This window comes from Pseudomonas sp. NPDC089918 (assembly GCF_050280605.1).
Classification (GTDB): Bacteria; Pseudomonadota; Gammaproteobacteria; order Pseudomonadales; family Pseudomonadaceae; genus Aquipseudomonas.
Window position 1 is genome coordinate 107,271 of record NZ_JBNNVP010000009.1, and the last position, 14,969, is coordinate 122,239.

16 protein-coding genes are annotated in these 14,969 nt (G+C 59.0%); 13 read left to right on the forward strand and 3 right to left on the reverse strand.

Annotated features, from left to right (window positions below; genetic code table 11):
* Nucleotides 1-114: 114 nt before the first annotated feature.
* From cysT to ACQKPC_RS09205, 3 genes are read left to right on the forward strand one after another with little or no spacing between them, the layout of a single operon-like run.
* Entirely contained in the window at nt 115-933 is an 819-nt protein-coding gene (gene cysT, locus ACQKPC_RS09195; RefSeq protein WP_008068641.1) for a sulfate ABC transporter permease subunit CysT, read from the forward strand.
* Between the two features lie 13 nt (nt 934-946).
* Nucleotides 947-1,816, forward strand: coding sequence for a sulfate ABC transporter permease subunit CysW (gene cysW, locus ACQKPC_RS09200; protein WP_008068643.1), 870 nt, complete (start codon nt 947-949; stop codon nt 1,814-1,816).
* A 3-nt stretch (nt 1,817-1,819) separates the two neighbouring features.
* Nucleotides 1,820-2,809 (forward strand): sulfate/molybdate ABC transporter ATP-binding protein, encoded by a 990-nt coding sequence (locus ACQKPC_RS09205; protein ID WP_008068645.1) that lies wholly within the window; start codon nt 1,820-1,822, stop codon nt 2,807-2,809.
* 89 nt (nt 2,810-2,898) lie between these two features.
* On the opposite strand, the gene ACQKPC_RS09210 is transcribed toward ACQKPC_RS09205, so the two are convergent.
* On the reverse strand, nt 2,899-3,417 hold the full coding sequence (locus ACQKPC_RS09210; protein ID WP_427624197.1) for a DUF962 domain-containing protein: 519 nt from the start codon (nt 3,415-3,417) through the stop codon (nt 2,899-2,901).
* A gap of 85 nt (nt 3,418-3,502) precedes the next feature.
* On the opposite strand from ACQKPC_RS09210, the gene ACQKPC_RS09215 reads away from it, so the two are divergent.
* Together ACQKPC_RS09215 and ACQKPC_RS09220 are read left to right on the forward strand one after the other, a co-directional pair.
* Nucleotides 3,503-4,189: a Crp/Fnr family transcriptional regulator gene (locus ACQKPC_RS09215; protein WP_427624198.1), complete on the forward strand. Its 687-nt coding sequence runs from the start codon at nt 3,503-3,505 to the stop codon at nt 4,187-4,189.
* 111 nt (nt 4,190-4,300) lie between these two features.
* On the forward strand, nt 4,301-4,666 hold the full coding sequence (locus ACQKPC_RS09220; protein WP_030131593.1) for a response regulator: 366 nt from the start codon (nt 4,301-4,303) through the stop codon (nt 4,664-4,666).
* A 151-nt stretch (nt 4,667-4,817) separates the two neighbouring features.
* Here the strand turns inward: ACQKPC_RS09220 and ACQKPC_RS09225 are convergent, their stop codons facing one another.
* A complete protein-coding gene (locus tag ACQKPC_RS09225; protein ID WP_008068651.1) occupies nt 4,818-5,822 on the reverse strand; it encodes an AraC family transcriptional regulator in 1,005 nt (334 codons plus the stop codon).
* 100 nt (nt 5,823-5,922) lie between these two features.
* On the opposite strand from ACQKPC_RS09225, the gene ACQKPC_RS09230 reads away from it, so the two are divergent.
* The 8 genes from ACQKPC_RS09230 (at nt 5,923) to ACQKPC_RS09265 (ending at nt 13,661) form a co-directional block, all read left to right on the forward strand.
* The gene (locus ACQKPC_RS09230; protein ID WP_427624199.1) at nt 5,923-6,996 is read left to right on the forward strand and encodes a fatty acid desaturase; all 1,074 of its coding nucleotides are present in this window, start codon (nt 5,923-5,925) and stop codon (nt 6,994-6,996) included.
* 525 nt (nt 6,997-7,521) lie between these two features.
* Nucleotides 7,522-8,103 (forward strand): alpha/beta hydrolase, encoded by a 582-nt coding sequence (locus ACQKPC_RS09235; protein ID WP_427624201.1) that lies wholly within the window; start codon nt 7,522-7,524, stop codon nt 8,101-8,103.
* 59 nt (nt 8,104-8,162) lie between these two features.
* Nucleotides 8,163-9,095 carry a sigma 54-interacting transcriptional regulator gene (locus ACQKPC_RS09240; protein WP_427624203.1) on the forward strand — a complete coding sequence of 311 codons (933 nt, stop codon included), beginning with the start codon at nt 8,163-8,165 and terminating at the stop codon, nt 9,093-9,095.
* 262 nt (nt 9,096-9,357) lie between these two features.
* Nucleotides 9,358-10,140, forward strand: coding sequence for a MetQ/NlpA family ABC transporter substrate-binding protein (locus tag ACQKPC_RS09245; RefSeq protein WP_217855125.1), 783 nt, complete (start codon nt 9,358-9,360; stop codon nt 10,138-10,140).
* Nucleotides 10,141-10,698: 558 nt separating this feature from the next.
* Complete coding sequence (locus ACQKPC_RS09250; protein ID WP_007941049.1) at nt 10,699-11,364, forward strand: amino acid ABC transporter permease; 666 nt, start codon at nt 10,699-10,701, stop codon at nt 11,362-11,364.
* Nucleotides 11,345-12,004, forward strand: coding sequence for an amino acid ABC transporter permease (locus ACQKPC_RS09255; RefSeq protein ID WP_192346518.1), 660 nt, complete (start codon nt 11,345-11,347; stop codon nt 12,002-12,004). The genes ACQKPC_RS09250 and ACQKPC_RS09255 overlap by 20 nt, the downstream gene beginning before the upstream one ends.
* Nucleotides 12,001-12,783, forward strand: coding sequence for an amino acid ABC transporter ATP-binding protein (locus ACQKPC_RS09260; RefSeq protein ID WP_427624204.1), 783 nt, complete (start codon nt 12,001-12,003; stop codon nt 12,781-12,783). The genes ACQKPC_RS09255 and ACQKPC_RS09260 overlap by 4 nt, the downstream gene beginning before the upstream one ends.
* Nucleotides 12,780-13,661: a transporter substrate-binding domain-containing protein gene (locus ACQKPC_RS09265; RefSeq protein WP_192346522.1), complete on the forward strand. Its 882-nt coding sequence runs from the start codon at nt 12,780-12,782 to the stop codon at nt 13,659-13,661. Before ACQKPC_RS09260 ends, ACQKPC_RS09265 begins: the two co-directional genes overlap by 4 nt.
* Nucleotides 13,662-13,789: 128 nt before the next feature.
* Here the strand turns inward: ACQKPC_RS09265 and ACQKPC_RS09270 are convergent, their stop codons facing one another.
* Nucleotides 13,790-14,950, reverse strand: coding sequence for an AAA family ATPase (locus ACQKPC_RS09270; protein WP_427624205.1), 1,161 nt, complete (start codon nt 14,948-14,950; stop codon nt 13,790-13,792).
* Nucleotides 14,951-14,969 lie beyond the last annotated feature (19 nt).

The following is a 14,969-nucleotide window of genomic DNA, read 5'->3' on the forward strand; positions in this document are numbered from 1 at the left end:
GAGCAGGCTCGCTCCCACAAGGGCTGCAGTGTCCAAATCCTTAACTGGCTGGAATTAGCCAACAGGCCCCGATTTCACCGTCGGGGCTTAGCGCGTTCTCAACCAAGGACTTTTATGTCGCGTCGTATCTCCCCCGTCATACCCGGCTTCGGGCTGACGCTGGGCTACACCTTGGTGTACCTCAGCTTGATTGTGCTCATTCCACTGGCGGCGATGTTCGTGCATGCCGCTCAACTTACCTGGGAGCAGTTCTGGGCGATCATCTCGGCGCCACGGGTGCTGGCGGCGTTGAAGCTGAGCTTCGGCACCGCGCTCTATGCCGCGATCATCAACGGCATCATTGGCACGCTGCTGGCCTGGGTGCTGGTGCGCTACACCTTCCCGGGACGAAAAGTCATCGACGCGATGATCGACCTGCCCTTTGCTTTGCCCACAGCGGTGGCCGGTATCGCGCTGACCGCGCTGTACACCCCCACCGGTCTGGTGGGTCAGTTCGCGGCGGACCTGGGTTTCAAGATCGCGTATACCCCCCTCGGCATCACCCTGGCGCTGACTTTTGTAACGCTTCCATTCGTAGTACGTACGGTACAGCCTGTACTGGCTGATATCCCGCGTGAAGTGGAGGAGGCGGCGGCTTGCCTGGGGGCGAAACCGTTACAGGTTTTCCGCCATATTCTGGTGCCGGCGCTGCTGCCAGCCTGGCTGACCGGTTTCGCTTTGGCCTTTGCCCGCGGGGTCGGCGAGTACGGTTCGGTGATTTTCATCGCCGGCAACATGCCAATGAAAACCGAAATTCTGCCGCTGCTGATCATGGTCAAACTCGACCAGTACGATTACACCGGCGCCACCTCCATTGGTGTACTGATGCTGGTGGTTTCCTTTGTCCTGTTGCTGCTGATCAACTTACTGCAGCGGCGCATCGAAACCCCATAAGGAGGCGCGAAAAATGTCCCAATCGTCTATTGCAGCAGCCTCCTCGAACGCCGCCCGCCGTGGCAGTGCCACGTCGCGGCGAGTCTTGATTGGCCTCGGCTGGCTGATCTTCGCGCTGTTTTTGTTATTGCCGTTGTTCATCGTGGTGTCCCAAGGCCTGAAGCTGGGCCTGGGTGCGTTCTTCACCGCGATCTTCGAGCCGGACGCCTTGTCGGCGTTGAAACTCACCGTGATCGCGGTGCTGATCTCGGTGCCGCTGAACCTGGTGTTCGGTGTCAGCGCGGCATGGTGCGTGAGCAAATATTCGTTCCGCGGCAAGAGCATGCTGGTGACGCTGATCGACTTGCCGTTCTCGGTGTCGCCGGTGATTGCCGGTCTGGTCTATGTATTGATGTTCGGCGCCCAGGGCCTGTTCGGCCCGTGGTTGCAGGATCACGACATCCAGATCGTCTTCGCCTTGCCGGGTATCGTGTTGGCGACGATTTTCGTCACCGTGCCGTTCGTCGCCCGTGAGCTGATCCCGCTGATGCAGGAACAAGGCACGCAGGAGGAAGAGGCCGCGCGCCTGCTCGGCGCCAATGGCTGGCAGATGTTCTGGCACGTCACCGTTCCCAATATCAAATGGGGCCTGATCTATGGCGTGGTGCTGTGCACGGCCAGGGCCATGGGTGAGTTCGGTGCGGTGTCGGTGGTTTCCGGGCACATTCGCGGGGTGACCAACACCCTGCCGCTGCACGTCGAGATCCTCTACAACGAATACAACCACGTGGCCGCGTTCGCCGTGGCGAGCCTGTTGCTGATCCTGGCGCTCTTCATCCTGCTGCTCAAGCAGTGGAGCGAAAACCGTATTAACCGCCTGCGCGCCAGCGCCGCGGAGGAATAAGTCATGTCGATCGAAGTGCGTAACGTCAGCAAGAACTTCCACGCGTTCAAGGCGCTGGACAACATCAGCCTGGACATTCAAAGCGGCGAGCTGGTGGCGTTGCTGGGGCCGTCCGGCTGCGGCAAGACCACGTTGCTGCGAATCATCGCCGGCCTGGAAACCCCGGATCAGGGCAACATCGTGTTCCATGGTGAAGACGTCTCCGGCCACGACGTGCGTGATCGCAATGTCGGTTTCGTGTTCCAGCACTACGCTCTGTTCCGGCACATGACGGTGTTCGACAACGTCGCGTTCGGCCTGCGCATGAAGCCGAAAAACCAACGCCCGAGCGAGAGCCAGATCGCGGTGAAAGTCCACGAACTGCTGAACATGGTGCAACTGGATTGGTTGGCCGATCGTTACCCGGAACAACTCTCCGGCGGCCAGCGTCAGCGCATCGCATTGGCCCGTGCCTTGGCGGTGGAGCCGAAAGTTTTGCTGCTCGACGAACCCTTCGGTGCGCTGGATGCCAAGGTCCGTAAAGAGCTGCGTCGCTGGCTTGCACGGCTGCACGAAGACATCAACCTGACCTCGGTGTTCGTGACTCACGACCAGGAAGAGGCGATGGAAGTCGCCGATCGTATCGTGGTGATGAACAAGGGCGTGATCGAGCAGATCGGCTCACCGGGTGACGTCTACGAAAACCCGGCCAGCGATTTCGTCTATCACTTCCTTGGCGACTCGAACCGTCTGCATTTGGGCGAAGACCGGCACGTGCTGTTCCGTCCACACGAAGTATCGCTGTCGCGGCATGAACTGGAAGACCACCATGCGGCCGAAGTGCGGGATATTCGTCCGCTGGGCGCGACTACGCGGGTGACACTGAAGGTCGAAGGCCAGAGCGAGCTGATCGAAGCCGAAGTGGTGAAGGATCACGACAGCCTGGTCGGATTGGCGAAGGGTGAGACGTTGTTCTTCAAGCCCAAGGTCTGGCAGAAAGTCGCCAACATCTAAAGAAAAAGCATCGCGAGCAGGCTCGCTCCCACAGTGATTTGTGTCGTTCACAAATCCCCTGTGGGAGCGAGCCTGCTCGCGATGGCGTCTTACGTCGCTGCGTTTTTCTGGCGCAAACGCACACCACCCACTCGCGCCTCGATCTGCTCTTTCAGCTCACGCCGCATCCCGAGCAAAAACGCCAACTCAACTACCACAAACAACGGCCCGACAATCAACCCCGTCACGTCATCGACAAACGCCGGTTTGCGTCCCTCGTAATAATGCCCGACAAACTGAATCGCCCACCCCACCACAAACATCCCGATGCCGCTGGCCAGCCAGACCAGCGTACTTTGCTGCGCGAGAACCTGACCTGCCCAAATGCACAGACCGAGCAACACGGTCATCAACACCCCAAGACGCACCTCCAGACGCAGGTAAAACCACGCCGATGCCATCGCGGCCAGCACTGCCGGCGAAATCCAGCCTGCGCCCCATTGCGGCCGCGACAGCAACACCGCAACCGCCACTACAATCAGCGGGATACCGATAAAGTGGCTGGCAATATTGCGCGGGTCACGGTGGTAGGCGGCGTATTGACTGAGATGGTCAACGAGGCTTTTCATTGTTATTCCTCCTGTAGGGTGATGGATGATGCCCCGGGTTTCATCTCTCGCTCTGTCAGCCAGGCGACAATCTCCAGGAGTTTTCATGGACATGCAGATTTGGCGTTCTCGCCTGGATACGGGGCAGTGGTTCAGTCATTTACCTGTTCCTTTACAGGATAGTCTGCTGACTGCGGCCCGGGTTCGGCGCCTGCCGTCGGGGCAACTGCTATTCAAACGCGGTGATCCGCCGTGCGGGCTGTATGCAGTGCTCGAAGGTTCGGTGCGCATTGGCGCGGTGAGCGAGCAGGGCAAGGAAGCGCTGCTGAGCCTGGTGGAAGCGCCGCACTGGTTCGGCGAAATCTGCCTGTTCGATGGCCAGCCGCGAACCCACGATGCCTACGCTGTCGGCCAGTGCATCCTGTTGCACATCCCGCAGGCGACGCTGCTGAAGGTGCTCGACCAACAACCGGTTTACTGGCGGCAACTGGCGTTGCTGATGAGCCACAAACTGCGCCTGACCTTCATCAACCTCGAACAGCTGAGTCTGATGTCTGCCCCGGCACGCTTGGCTCATCGCTTGCTGATGATCGCCGAGGGTTACGGTGAAATCGACCCGCCGCGCCGTGTTCTGCAACTGCCTCAGGAGCAACTGGCGTCGATGCTGTCGCTGTCGCGCCAGACCACCAACCAGCTCCTCAAGGATTTGCAGGGGCAAGGGGTTGTGGATCTCAAGTATGGCGAGATCGAGATTCTGGATGCCGAGCGGTTGCGAGCATTGGCGGTGATTTGATGTGCACCTGTAGGATCTGCCGAAGGCTGCGATCTTTTGAAATCACCACGGTATTGATGGGCTTTATCCGCGAACGCGCCTAGCCTGTGACGACGACAATCGAGGTGTGCCATGCGTGTGTTGCTAGTGGAAGACGAACCCGAGACCGCCAGCCTCCTGGCCAAAGGCTTGAGCGAAGCGAGTTACGCGGTGGATGTGGCGCTCAATGGAATGGACGGCCGGCGCTTTATCGAATCCGGCGAATACGAACTGATCATCCTCGACGTGATGCTGCCGGGGCTCAACGGCTGGCAGTTGCTGCAACAGATCCGCAAGCTCGGCGATACGCCGGTGCTGCTCCTCACCACCAAGGATGGCATCGAAGATCGGCTGCGCGGGCTGGAATTGCATGAGGATGATTACCTGCTCAAGCCGTTTGCCGTCAGTGAACTGGTGAAGCGGGTGCGCAAGCTGTTGCGGCGGGATCGCGGGCGCTGAAGGTTTGCGGCGTATGGACTACCGCCTTCGCGAGCAAGCCCGCTCCCACAGGGTTTTCGGTTGTTCACAACATTGTGATTCACACAGGTCCACTGTGGGAGCGGGCTTGCTCGCGAAGAGGCCGGAACATACAAAACACCTTCCAGATCTGTCACTGCAACCCATCCCGAAACTGCCCCGGCGTCATCCCGGTCCAGCGCTTGAACGCACGACTGAAGCTGCTGGTGTCGGCGAACCCCAGCAGGTAACTGACTTCGCTCAACGAGCATTGCGGGTCGCGCAGGTGCAGCAGCGCCAGGTTTTCCCGACTTTCGTTGAGCAGCGTATCGAACCGACAACCTTCGTCCGCCAGGTGCCGTTGCAGGCTGCGCAGACTCAAGTGCAGCGCTTGGGCGATGCATTCGGCCGACGGTTCACCTTCGGGTAATTGCTCTTCAATGGCGTCACGAACCTTGCGCTCCCAGGTCAGGGGTTTGAGTTGCGCCAGGGTGCGTTTGAGCACGGTTTCGTTGTGTTCGGCCAGTTCCGGGTTGGCATCGTCCAGGTGACTGTCGAAATCCACCAGGGCGAATTCCAGTCGGTCTTCGTCGGCGGCGAAATATACCGGCGAGCGGAACACTTTGTGCCATTGGTGTGGGTCGGCCGGTTCCGGACGACGCAGGTAGACCGCCAGCGGGGCGTAGTCACGGCCCAGACGATTGCGGCAGGTGCGCACGTAAATCGCCGCGAAGGCGTCGATTGCCTCGAAGGCTGGCGCGGGGTTGCCTTGGGGGATTTTCAGGCGGAAGTAGTAGCGATCCTCGGCGCGGATCAATTCCAGATCCAGCGCGTTGCTGACCACCTGGTGATAACGCACGATGCGCTCGAAGACTTCCCGCAGGCTGCCACTGGCCACCAACGCATAACCCAGCGCATGAAACGTGGTGGGGCTGACGAAACGCGACACCCGCAAGCCAATCGCTGGGTCACCGCTGACCTGCACCGCGATGTGCCACAGGCGCGTGGTGCCGGACAACGGGTAACGGGCGTTCGGGTCGTCCATCAACTGCGGGTCGAGCCCCGCCTGTTGGCACAGGGCTGTGCTGTCGAGCCCCAGCGCATCGAGCTGCTTGCGCAGTGCGCGGGTCCAGCTGGCGAGGGAGGTCGGTTCAGTCATGTTGATTGGCGCGTCCGGTCAACAGGTTGGCGTTCACGGCTACCGCTCTGTAAATCATCACAGGGCAGGATGCGAACATCAATAACCAGAGGATGGAAGCATGGACGGTACTTGTGCAAGTCCCCAGCGACTGAATGCAGCACAGCGATCAGCGCATATTCGCCAGGTGGTATTGGCCAAAGGCGTCGAACTGCGCCAGCGCTACCCGATTCTTACCCATCAGGACGCCCTGGGCGCGGGTATTCTGGCCTTCGCGTTGGCCGGGATGATCGGTTCCGCAGCGCTGTACATCACCGGGTACATGGCCTGGTGGGTATGCCTGTTGCTCAACGCGTTTTTCGCCTCGCTGACCCACGAGCTGGAGCATGACCTGATCCACAGCATGTACTTCCGCAAACAGCGCGTTCCGCACAACCTGATGATGGGCCTGGTGTGGCTGGCGCGGCCGAGCACCATCAACCCCTGGATCCGCCGTCATTTGCACCTAAACCATCACAAGGTGTCCGGCACCGAAGCCGACATGGAAGAGCGGGCGATCACCAACGGTGAGCCGTGGGGAATCGCGCGGCTATTGATGGTCGGCGACAACGTGATGTCGGCGTTCATCCGCATGCTGCGGGCCAAGACCCGGGCGCACAAGTTCAGCATCATCAAGCGCTTTCTGAAGGTTTACGCACCGCTGGCGCTGGTGCATTGGGGGGCGTGGTACGTGTTCCTCGGTTTTCACTCCGCCAACGGCATCGCGCATCTGCTGGGGGCGCCCATCGAATGGTCGGCAACTACTTTGGCGGTGATGCAGGTGATCGACATCGCGGCCGTCGTGATCATCGGCCCGAACGTGTTGCGTACGTTCTGCCTGCACTTTGTCAGCTCGAACATGCACTACTACGGTGACGTGGAGCCGGGGAATGTGATTCAGCAGACTCAGGTGTTGAACCCTTGGTGGATGTGGCCGTTGCAAGCATTCTGCTTCAACTTTGGCAGCAGCCACGGGATCCATCACTTTGTGGTGAAAGAGCCGTTTTACATCCGGCAGATGACCGTCCCGGTGGCGCATAAGGTAATGCACGAGATGGGGGTGCGGTTCAATGATTTCGGGACGTTCGGGCGGGCGAACCGGTTTGTGCGCAAGGACACCACCGAGACGCAAGAGGTGCGTGCCGCTCGGGTTTGATGATGTAACCGGAAACTCAAATGCTGGTCATCAATTTGACCCAAAGGGACGATACGGTGTGACGCAAGCAGTGATTCGCATATACGATTCAGGTCTATTAAAGTAATTAAATATTCCTTTATCGGATAACCGTTTCAGCCAATTATCGCGTCACAGCGATGTTGATCAGCGCTAACAGATTTCGAGTTTCCGGGGCCGTCTCCTTGGCAGGGTGCGGTCCCTTTTTTATTCCAGACAAATACCAAACCCTGTGGGCGCTTATGTGGCGAGGGGGCTTGCCCCCGTTGGGGTGCGAAGCGCCCCTAAATCAGTCCCCACGATTCTGAATTTGGAAAGTGGTGACTGGTTTTACGACTGCTTCGCAGTCGAACGGGGGCAAGCCCCCTCGCCACACAGGCTCGCTCCCACAGGTGATCGAATCAATATTCGATATGGGTATTAATAAATAGCTTCTTATTCCTTAACGAATATAACTCTCCTCCCTATACTCGGTCACGAACAGACACGCAGCAGGAGAGCTCCCCCATGCGCAACGAATCAATTCGCTACCTGATTGTGCCGGGCTGGCAAGGATCGCCAGAAGATCATTGGCAAACCCATTGGCAGAACAGCCTGCCAAACAGTGCGCGGGTGGAGCAGGCCGACTGGCTGACGCCTCGTCGTGAGGACTGGGTCGCGGCACTGGCCGAGGCGATTGCCGCCGACAGCACGCCAGTGATTCTGATCGCCCACAGTCTGGGCTGCATCACCGTCGCCCATTGGGCGGCCACGGCACCGCTGCCATTTTTGCGTCAGGTGCGCGGCGCCCTGCTGGTCGCGCCAGCGGACGTCGAGCGCCCGGCCTGTGCACCGGCCTTGCGTAACTTTGCACCGATCCCGACTCATTTGCTGCCATTCCCGAGCCAGGTCGTCAGCTCCGACAACGACAGTGCCGTGAGTGCGCCACGAGCGCTTGAGCTGGCACGTAACTGGGGCGCCGAGGCGGGGATTTTATCGGGGGCCGGGCACATCAACGTGAAGTCCGGTCACCAGCGTTGGGAGCAGGGTTTTGCGTACCTCTATCGTCTGCAAAACCGCATGGAGCAACACGCCCTGCGTCGCGCTTGAGCCCTTTATTTCTTTAAAAAACGCCCCCGTCTGCCGGCGGTTTTGGGCGGGAGTCTGCCATGAGCTTGCATGAAACCTTCGGTCAACCGCTGCTGACCTTTCCCGATGCGGAAAAAAGCCCGCTGAGCATTCGCGCCAAGGCGTTGGTGTTTGTCGATCCGCGTTCCCGACAGTTGCGCCAGGAGCTGGAACAACTGGCGCCACGTTCGATCTCGGTATTGATTCGCGGTGAAACCGGTAGCGGTAAAGAACTGCTGGCGCGGCACATCCATCGCGCCAGTGATCGTGGTGGATTGTTCGTATCAGTCAATTGCGGGGCGATCAGCCCGACCTACGCCGACGCTGAACTGTTCGGCTATGCCGCCGGCAGTTACAGCGGTTCGGCCAGCAGTCGCGCTGGCTGGTTCGGTTCGGCCAATGGCGGCACGCTCTATCTGGACGAGATCGGCGACTTGCCGTTGCCAATCCAGATCAAGCTGCTCGCAGCCCTGGAAAACCACGAAGTCACTCGCGTTGGCGCTCAGCAGCCAAGCCCGGTGGACGTACGTCTGGTGGCCGCCACCAGCATCGATCTGGCTCAGGCCGTGGCTGCCGGAAAATTCCATGAGCGGCTCTATCACTACCTCAGTGAAGGCCAGCTCGAACTGCCGGCCTTGCGCGAACGGGTGGGTGATATTTTGTCGCTGGCCGAATATTTCCTCGGCATCTACAGCCAACGCCTCGATCTGCCGGTGCCATTGATCAGCGACGCCGCACAGCATCTGCTGGAGCAGCACAGTTGGCCGGGCAACACCCGGGAGCTGGAGAACGTCATCCACTTTGCGTTGTTGGTGAGTACCGGCGATGAGATTTTGCCGGAGCATTTGAATTTGCCCGAGGCATCGGTATCGCTGCTTCAGATCGAGCAGCAACTCAAAAAAATCCTCGGAAACGGGTCCGCCGCCGAGAAGGATGCCTTGAAACAACTGCTCAAAGCCACCGGGCTTGTGTAGGAGCTGGCGCAGCCTGCGATCTTTTGATCTTGATTTTCGGTGCCTTTGAAATCGCCAAATCAAACGATCGCAGCCTTCGGCAGCTCCTACATCGGGCGTGGCGGTTGTATGAACAAAATGGAATATGAAAGTGAATAAAAGATATTGTTCGGGAATAAAAAATCCCGGTATTGTCCGCGTCACGCCAGCGATAGCACTTCGCTGGCACTTTCATTTTTTAGCCGTCGTCGATGACGATCGCGATTTTCGATAAGGACACTGCATGAAAAAGGTTCTGTTGTTCACCGCATTGGCGGCTGCCCTGACTGCGGGCCTGGCCCAGGCGGGCGAGAAACTGGTGGTGGCGGCGACCCCGGTCCCACACGCCGAGATTCTTGAACTGATCAAGCCAACCCTCGCCAAAGAAGGCGTGGACCTGGAGATCAAAGTCTTCACCGACTACGTTCAACCGAACGTACAGGTCGACCAGAAGCGTCTGGACGCCAACTACTTCCAGACCCTGCCGTACCTGAAAAACTTCAACGAAGGCAAAGGCACTAACCTGGTGACCGTGATTGGCGTGCATGTCGAACCCTTCGGCGGCTACTCGAAGAAAGTCAAAAGCCTGGCTGAGCTGAAAGACGGCGCAACCATCGCCATCCCGAACGAAGGCAGCAACAGTGGCCGTGCCCTGATCCTGCTGCAGAAGGCTGGCCTGATCGAGTTGAAAGACCCGAAAAACGCTGTGGCCACACCGAAAGACATCGCCAAGAACCCGCACAACTTCAAGTTCAAGGAGCTGGAATCGGCCATGCTGCCGCGTGTTCTGGACCAGGTCGACCTGGACATGATCAACACCAACTACGCGCTGGACGCGGGTCTGAACCCGGCTAAAGATGCGCTGGTGATCGAAGGTGCCGATTCGCCTTACGTGAACTTCCTGGTGGCGCGTCCAGACAACAAGGACAGCGTTGCCATCCAGAAACTGGCCAAGGCCCTGACCAGCCCGGAAGTGAAGGCATTCATCGCCAAGAAGTACAGCGGCGCGGTACTGCCGGCGTTCTGATCGACCGCAGTCTCAACCCCTTCAAGGTTTCAACGCCGACGGCTGATATAGCGTCGGCGTTTTTTATTACGCCAAGATCAAAAGATCGCAGCCTCGTTTCACTCGACAGCTCCTACATTGAAATGCATATCCCTGTAGGAGCTGTCGAGTGAAACGAGGCTGCGATCTTTTGCTTTAAAGTTTCAGGCCACCCGCGCCTTCAGCGCCTTGCGCAACGCCACCAGCAATTTCACGATGTCTTGCGGATCCAGCCGCTGCGGCACGTTTACGTCAGCCATTTTTCTCTTCCTTGTGATGGTTCGGCCGGGAGTCTGGCCAAAAGCTGCACGTCCTTGGAGGGGTATTTTGAAAAAAAGATCCTTCCTACAGCACAAAGAAAAATAGTCGTCTTCCCCAGTCTCGGCAAATCCGCAGGATAGTCTTTTGCGTGATATCAATATGCTTTAACGGTATTTAAATTCTTCTTTTTATACCTTTAAAGTCGGTGCCTGCCGGGTGGTTATCCACTGCCCATGGACTGCGCCATCGTCGCTTACCGAGCGGCGTACAGGATGTTCAATGACTTTCGATTACGCGTTTATCCTTAGCACCCTGCCGGCGTTTCTCAAAGCCGTGGGCGTGACGCTGCAGGTCGGCTTTATCGCCATCGGCACTTCGTTGCTGGTGGCGCTGATCAACGCGACGATTCTGGTGTTTCGCACCCCCTACCTTCAACGCCTGGTCGGGCTGTATGTGGAACTGGCACGCAATACGCCACTGCTGATTCAGTTGTTCTTCGTCTACTTCGCCTTACCGGCGCTGGGCATCAAAGTCTCGGGCTTCGCGGCGGCAATCATCACCATGACTTTCCTTGGCGGTGCCTACCTCACCGAAGTCCTGCGTGCCGGTGTGGATGCGGTGCCCCAGGCGCAGCTTGAGTCCGGCCGCTCCATTGGTCTGTCCCACGGGCAATTGCTGCGCTACGTGATTCTGCCGCAGGCCGGCATTCTCAGCCTGCCGTCGCTGTTCGCCAATTTCATTTTCCTGCTCAAGGAAACCACTGTGGTCTCGGCGGTGGCGGTGCCGGAGATTCTCTACACCACCAAGAGCTACATCGCGCTCTACTACAAAACCTACGAAATGCTCGCCGTGCTGACGCTGATTTGCGTGCTGCTGTTTTTGCCGTTGTCGCTGCTGCTCAGCCGTCTGGAAAGGAGGCTCCAGCATGGCCAGTTCGGGTCTTGAGTTGCTCTGGGTGTCGTTGCCGCAACTGGGCAAGGGCGCTGCGCAAACCCTGTCGATCTCTTTTCTGAGCATCGCCTTCAGCACCGTCGGCGGCGTGCTTTACGGTGTGTTGCGCACGCTGAATTCGAAATGGCTCAACGGGTTTCTGCGGGTCTATCTGGAGCTGTTCCGGGCAATCCCGGTGCTGGTCTGGCTGTATTTGCTGTTCTTCGGCCTGCCGATCTTTTTTGGGCTGAGCATTCCGAGCTTCTGGTGCGCGGTGCTGGTGTTGTCGCTATGGGGCGCCAGCGAAGTCGGTGAAGTGGTGCGCGGCGCGTTGCATTCGTTGCCGCGCGGCCAGCGTGAGGCGGGGTTGTCGATTGGCCTGGATGGCCCGCAACTCTACGGCTACGTGCTGCTACCTCAAGCGCTGAAACGCATGACGCCGCCGACCATCAACGTCTACACGCGCATCATCAAAACCAGTTCCCTGGCGGTGCTGATCGGCGTGGTGGATGTGATCAAGGTCGGTCAGCAGATCATCGAACGTACCTACGAATCGGTGCTGATCTACGGCGCGCTATTTCTGTTCTTCTTTTTCATCTGCTACCCGCTGTCGGCCGCTTCACGCGTGCTGGAGCGGCGCTGGACGCAAGCATGAGTGCATTGATCGAGTTCAAGGGTTTCAACAAGTTTTTCGGCGAGCAGCAGGTGCTCAACGGCATCGACCTGCAGGTGAAACAGGGCGAGGTGATCGTCATCCTCGGCCCCAGCGGCTGTGGCAAAAGCACCTTGCTGCGCTGCCTCAACGGCCTGGAAGTCGCTCACAGCGGCAGCTTGAATTTTGCCGGGCGCGAGTTGCTGGACAAGGGCACCGACTGGCGCGAAGTGCGTCAGCAGATCGGCATGGTGTTCCAGAGCTACCACCTGTTCCCGCACATGAGTGTGCTCGACAACCTGTTGCTCGGCCCACTCAAGGTGCAGAAACGCGAACGCCGTGAAGCCCGCGCACAGGCCGAGGCTTTGCTGGAGCGCGTGGGTCTATTGGACAAGCGCGACGCCTTTCCGCGCCAGCTCTCCGGCGGCCAGCAGCAACGCATCGCTATCGTCCGTTCGCTGTGCATGAACCCCAAGGTCATGCTCTTCGACGAAGTCACCGCCGCCCTCGATCCGGAAATGGTCAAGGAAGTGCTCGAAGTGATTCAGGGCCTGGCCCGCGAGGGCATGACCCTGCTGATCGTCACCCATGAAATGGCCTTCGCCCGCGCGGTGGCCGACCGCATTGTGTTCATGGATGCCGGGCGCATTCTTGAGCAACACCCCCCCGAGATTTTCTTTACGAACCCGCAAACCGCACGAGCGCAGCAGTTCCTGGAGAAGTTCTCCTACGTCGCCGCACTACCCAAAACGACTCAAACAAAGGAATTGGAACTGTCATGAAAACTGCCAAGTCTTCTCTGCTGCTGCTCCCGCTGTTCGGCCTGGCGCTGCTCGCCGGCTGCAACAAAACCGAAGAACCGACAAAGCCGAAAGCCGCCAGCGTCAGCACCGCACCGGCTGGTTATCTGGAAAAAATCAAAGCCCGGGACAAGCTGATCGTCGGCGTCTTCACTGATAAACCGCCGTTCGGTTTTGTCGATGAGGCCGGGCGCTACGTGGGGTTCGATACCGACATTGGTCGTCAATTCGCCAAGGATCTGTTGGGCGATGAGAACAAAGTGGAGTTTGTTGCGGTGGAGCCGGCGAGCCGGATTCCGTTCCTGCAAAGCGACAAGGTCGACCTGATCCTGGCCAACATGACCGTCACTCCGGAGCGCAAGGACGCAGTGGACTTCACCAACCCGAACCTCAAGGTTGCGGTGCAGGCACTGGTGCCGCAGGCGAGTTCGGTGAAGAACCTTGATGACCTGGCGACCCGCACCACCATCGTGACCACGGGCACCACGGCGGATATCTGGCTGACCAAGAATCATCCGGACTGGAAACTGCTGAAGTTCGAGAAAAACTCCGAGTCTTTGCAAGCCCTGGCCAATGGTCGCGGCGACGCTTATGCGCAGGACAACCTGGTGCTGTTCAGCTGGGCCAAGCAGAACCCGGGTTACCGCGTGCTGGAGGAAAAACTGGGTGCCGAAGCACCGATCGCTCCGGCGGTGAAGAAGGGCAATATCGAACTGCGCGACTGGGTGAATGTGGAGTTGGCGAAGTTGGGCGAGGAAAAGTTTCTGCTCAAGCTGTACGACCAGTATGTGCGTAAAGAATTGAGCGATGACACCAAGCCTGAGAGCGTGATTGTCGAGGGTGGGAAGTGGCAGGGGTGATTTGCTTCAGATGATCGTTCCCACGCTCTGCGTGGGAATGCCTCTCGGGACGCTCGGCGTCCCTGCGGCTGTGACGCAGAGCTCACTGGCTGCATTCCCACGCAGAGCGTGGGAACGATCAGTGTGTCTCAATCCGGCCAATACCACGCCGGCTCATCCAGCATCCGCTGCCCGACTATCCCGGTCTGGCCGAAATCCTTCTCCAGCACAATGCAATTGCATTCCGGGTCTTGCTGCAGCGCCGAGATCAACCGCCGCGCATGAGACACCACCCACACCTGACACTGTTCGGACGCTCGAATGATCAACCGCGCCAACGCCGGCAGCAGGTCTGGATGCAGACTGGTTTCCGGCTCGTTCAACACCATCAACGTCGGCGGCCGAGGAGTCAGCAACGCCGCAACCAGCAACAAATAGCGCAACGTCCCATCCGATAACTCGGCGGCGGACAACGGCCGCAACAACCCTTCCTGATAGAACTCGATCGCAAACCGCCCACCCTGCAGCGGTGCGATATTCAGTGTCGCGCCGGGGAACGCATCGCTGATTGCCGCCTGCAATGCTTCGGGATCGCCGATTTCGCGGATGGTCTGTAACGCTGCGGCGAGGTCGCGACCGTCGTGGTGCAACACTGGCGTGCGGGTGCCCAGTTGCGGTTGGCGCACTGGCGCGTCGGCGTCGCTGCGAAAGTGGTCGTAGAAGCGCCAGCGGCGGATGAACTCACGCAGCTGCAAGACTTCCGGCGAGGTGCGCAAGCTACCGACCTGATCGAACAGGCTGTCGAAGTTCGGCGTGTGCTGCGCCAGTACTTCCCAGCCGCGACCGACCCGAGCGCGGATCAGCGGGCCATCGCGATCCACCAACAGGCTGGCCGGTCGATAGAACGGCCCGGACCAGATGCATTCCTTTTTGATTTCCGGGTCCAGAGAAAACTCGGAATGACTTGGCTCTGGCAGGCCCAGCGCGATCGAGTAGCTGAAATCTTCACCGGCAAACCCCAGACGCAGGCGTTTGGCGCCGTGTCGCACGGTCGCCTGGATCGGGACTTCACCATTGCGCATGCGTCGGGTGATGTTTTCCGGACCTGCCCAGAATGTCGAATCCAGCCCACCCTCGCGTGCCAACGCATTGACCACCCCGCCCTGAGCGGTTTCCGCCAGCAGGCGCAAGGCGCGGTAGAGGTTGGACTTGCCGCTGCCGTTGGGACCGGTGATCAGGTTTAACCGGCCAAGCGGAATCACCAATTTATTGATCGAGCGGTAATTGGCCACCGCGAGGGTTTTGAGCATGAGTTCCTCATTGATCGTT

What these genes read in the sequence shown, in the direction of transcription:
- cysT (WP_008068641.1), top strand. Translation starts at nt 115, where the DNA reads ATGTCGCGTCGTATCTCCCCCGTCATACCCGGCTTCGGGCTGACGCTG.
- cysW (WP_008068643.1), top strand. Translation starts at nt 947, where the DNA reads ATGTCCCAATCGTCTATTGCAGCAGCCTCCTCGAACGCCGCCCGCCGT.
- ACQKPC_RS09205 (WP_008068645.1), top strand. Translation starts at nt 1,820, where the DNA reads ATGTCGATCGAAGTGCGTAACGTCAGCAAGAACTTCCACGCGTTCAAG.
- ACQKPC_RS09210 (WP_427624197.1), bottom strand. Translation starts at nt 3,417, where the DNA reads ATGAAAAGCCTCGTTGACCATCTCAGTCAATACGCCGCCTACCACCGT.
- ACQKPC_RS09215 (WP_427624198.1), top strand. Translation starts at nt 3,503, where the DNA reads ATGGACATGCAGATTTGGCGTTCTCGCCTGGATACGGGGCAGTGGTTC.
- ACQKPC_RS09220 (WP_030131593.1), top strand. Translation starts at nt 4,301, where the DNA reads ATGCGTGTGTTGCTAGTGGAAGACGAACCCGAGACCGCCAGCCTCCTG.
- ACQKPC_RS09225 (WP_008068651.1), bottom strand. Translation starts at nt 5,822, where the DNA reads ATGACTGAACCGACCTCCCTCGCCAGCTGGACCCGCGCACTGCGCAAG.
- ACQKPC_RS09230 (WP_427624199.1), top strand. Translation starts at nt 5,923, where the DNA reads ATGGACGGTACTTGTGCAAGTCCCCAGCGACTGAATGCAGCACAGCGA.
- ACQKPC_RS09235 (WP_427624201.1), top strand. Translation starts at nt 7,522, where the DNA reads ATGCGCAACGAATCAATTCGCTACCTGATTGTGCCGGGCTGGCAAGGA.
- ACQKPC_RS09240 (WP_427624203.1), top strand. Translation starts at nt 8,163, where the DNA reads ATGAGCTTGCATGAAACCTTCGGTCAACCGCTGCTGACCTTTCCCGAT.
- ACQKPC_RS09245 (WP_217855125.1), top strand. Translation starts at nt 9,358, where the DNA reads ATGAAAAAGGTTCTGTTGTTCACCGCATTGGCGGCTGCCCTGACTGCG.
- ACQKPC_RS09250 (WP_007941049.1), top strand. Translation starts at nt 10,699, where the DNA reads ATGACTTTCGATTACGCGTTTATCCTTAGCACCCTGCCGGCGTTTCTC.
- ACQKPC_RS09255 (WP_192346518.1), top strand. Translation starts at nt 11,345, where the DNA reads ATGGCCAGTTCGGGTCTTGAGTTGCTCTGGGTGTCGTTGCCGCAACTG.
- ACQKPC_RS09260 (WP_427624204.1), top strand. Translation starts at nt 12,001, where the DNA reads ATGAGTGCATTGATCGAGTTCAAGGGTTTCAACAAGTTTTTCGGCGAG.
- ACQKPC_RS09265 (WP_192346522.1), top strand. Translation starts at nt 12,780, where the DNA reads ATGAAAACTGCCAAGTCTTCTCTGCTGCTGCTCCCGCTGTTCGGCCTG.
- ACQKPC_RS09270 (WP_427624205.1), bottom strand. Translation starts at nt 14,950, where the DNA reads ATGCTCAAAACCCTCGCGGTGGCCAATTACCGCTCGATCAATAAATTG.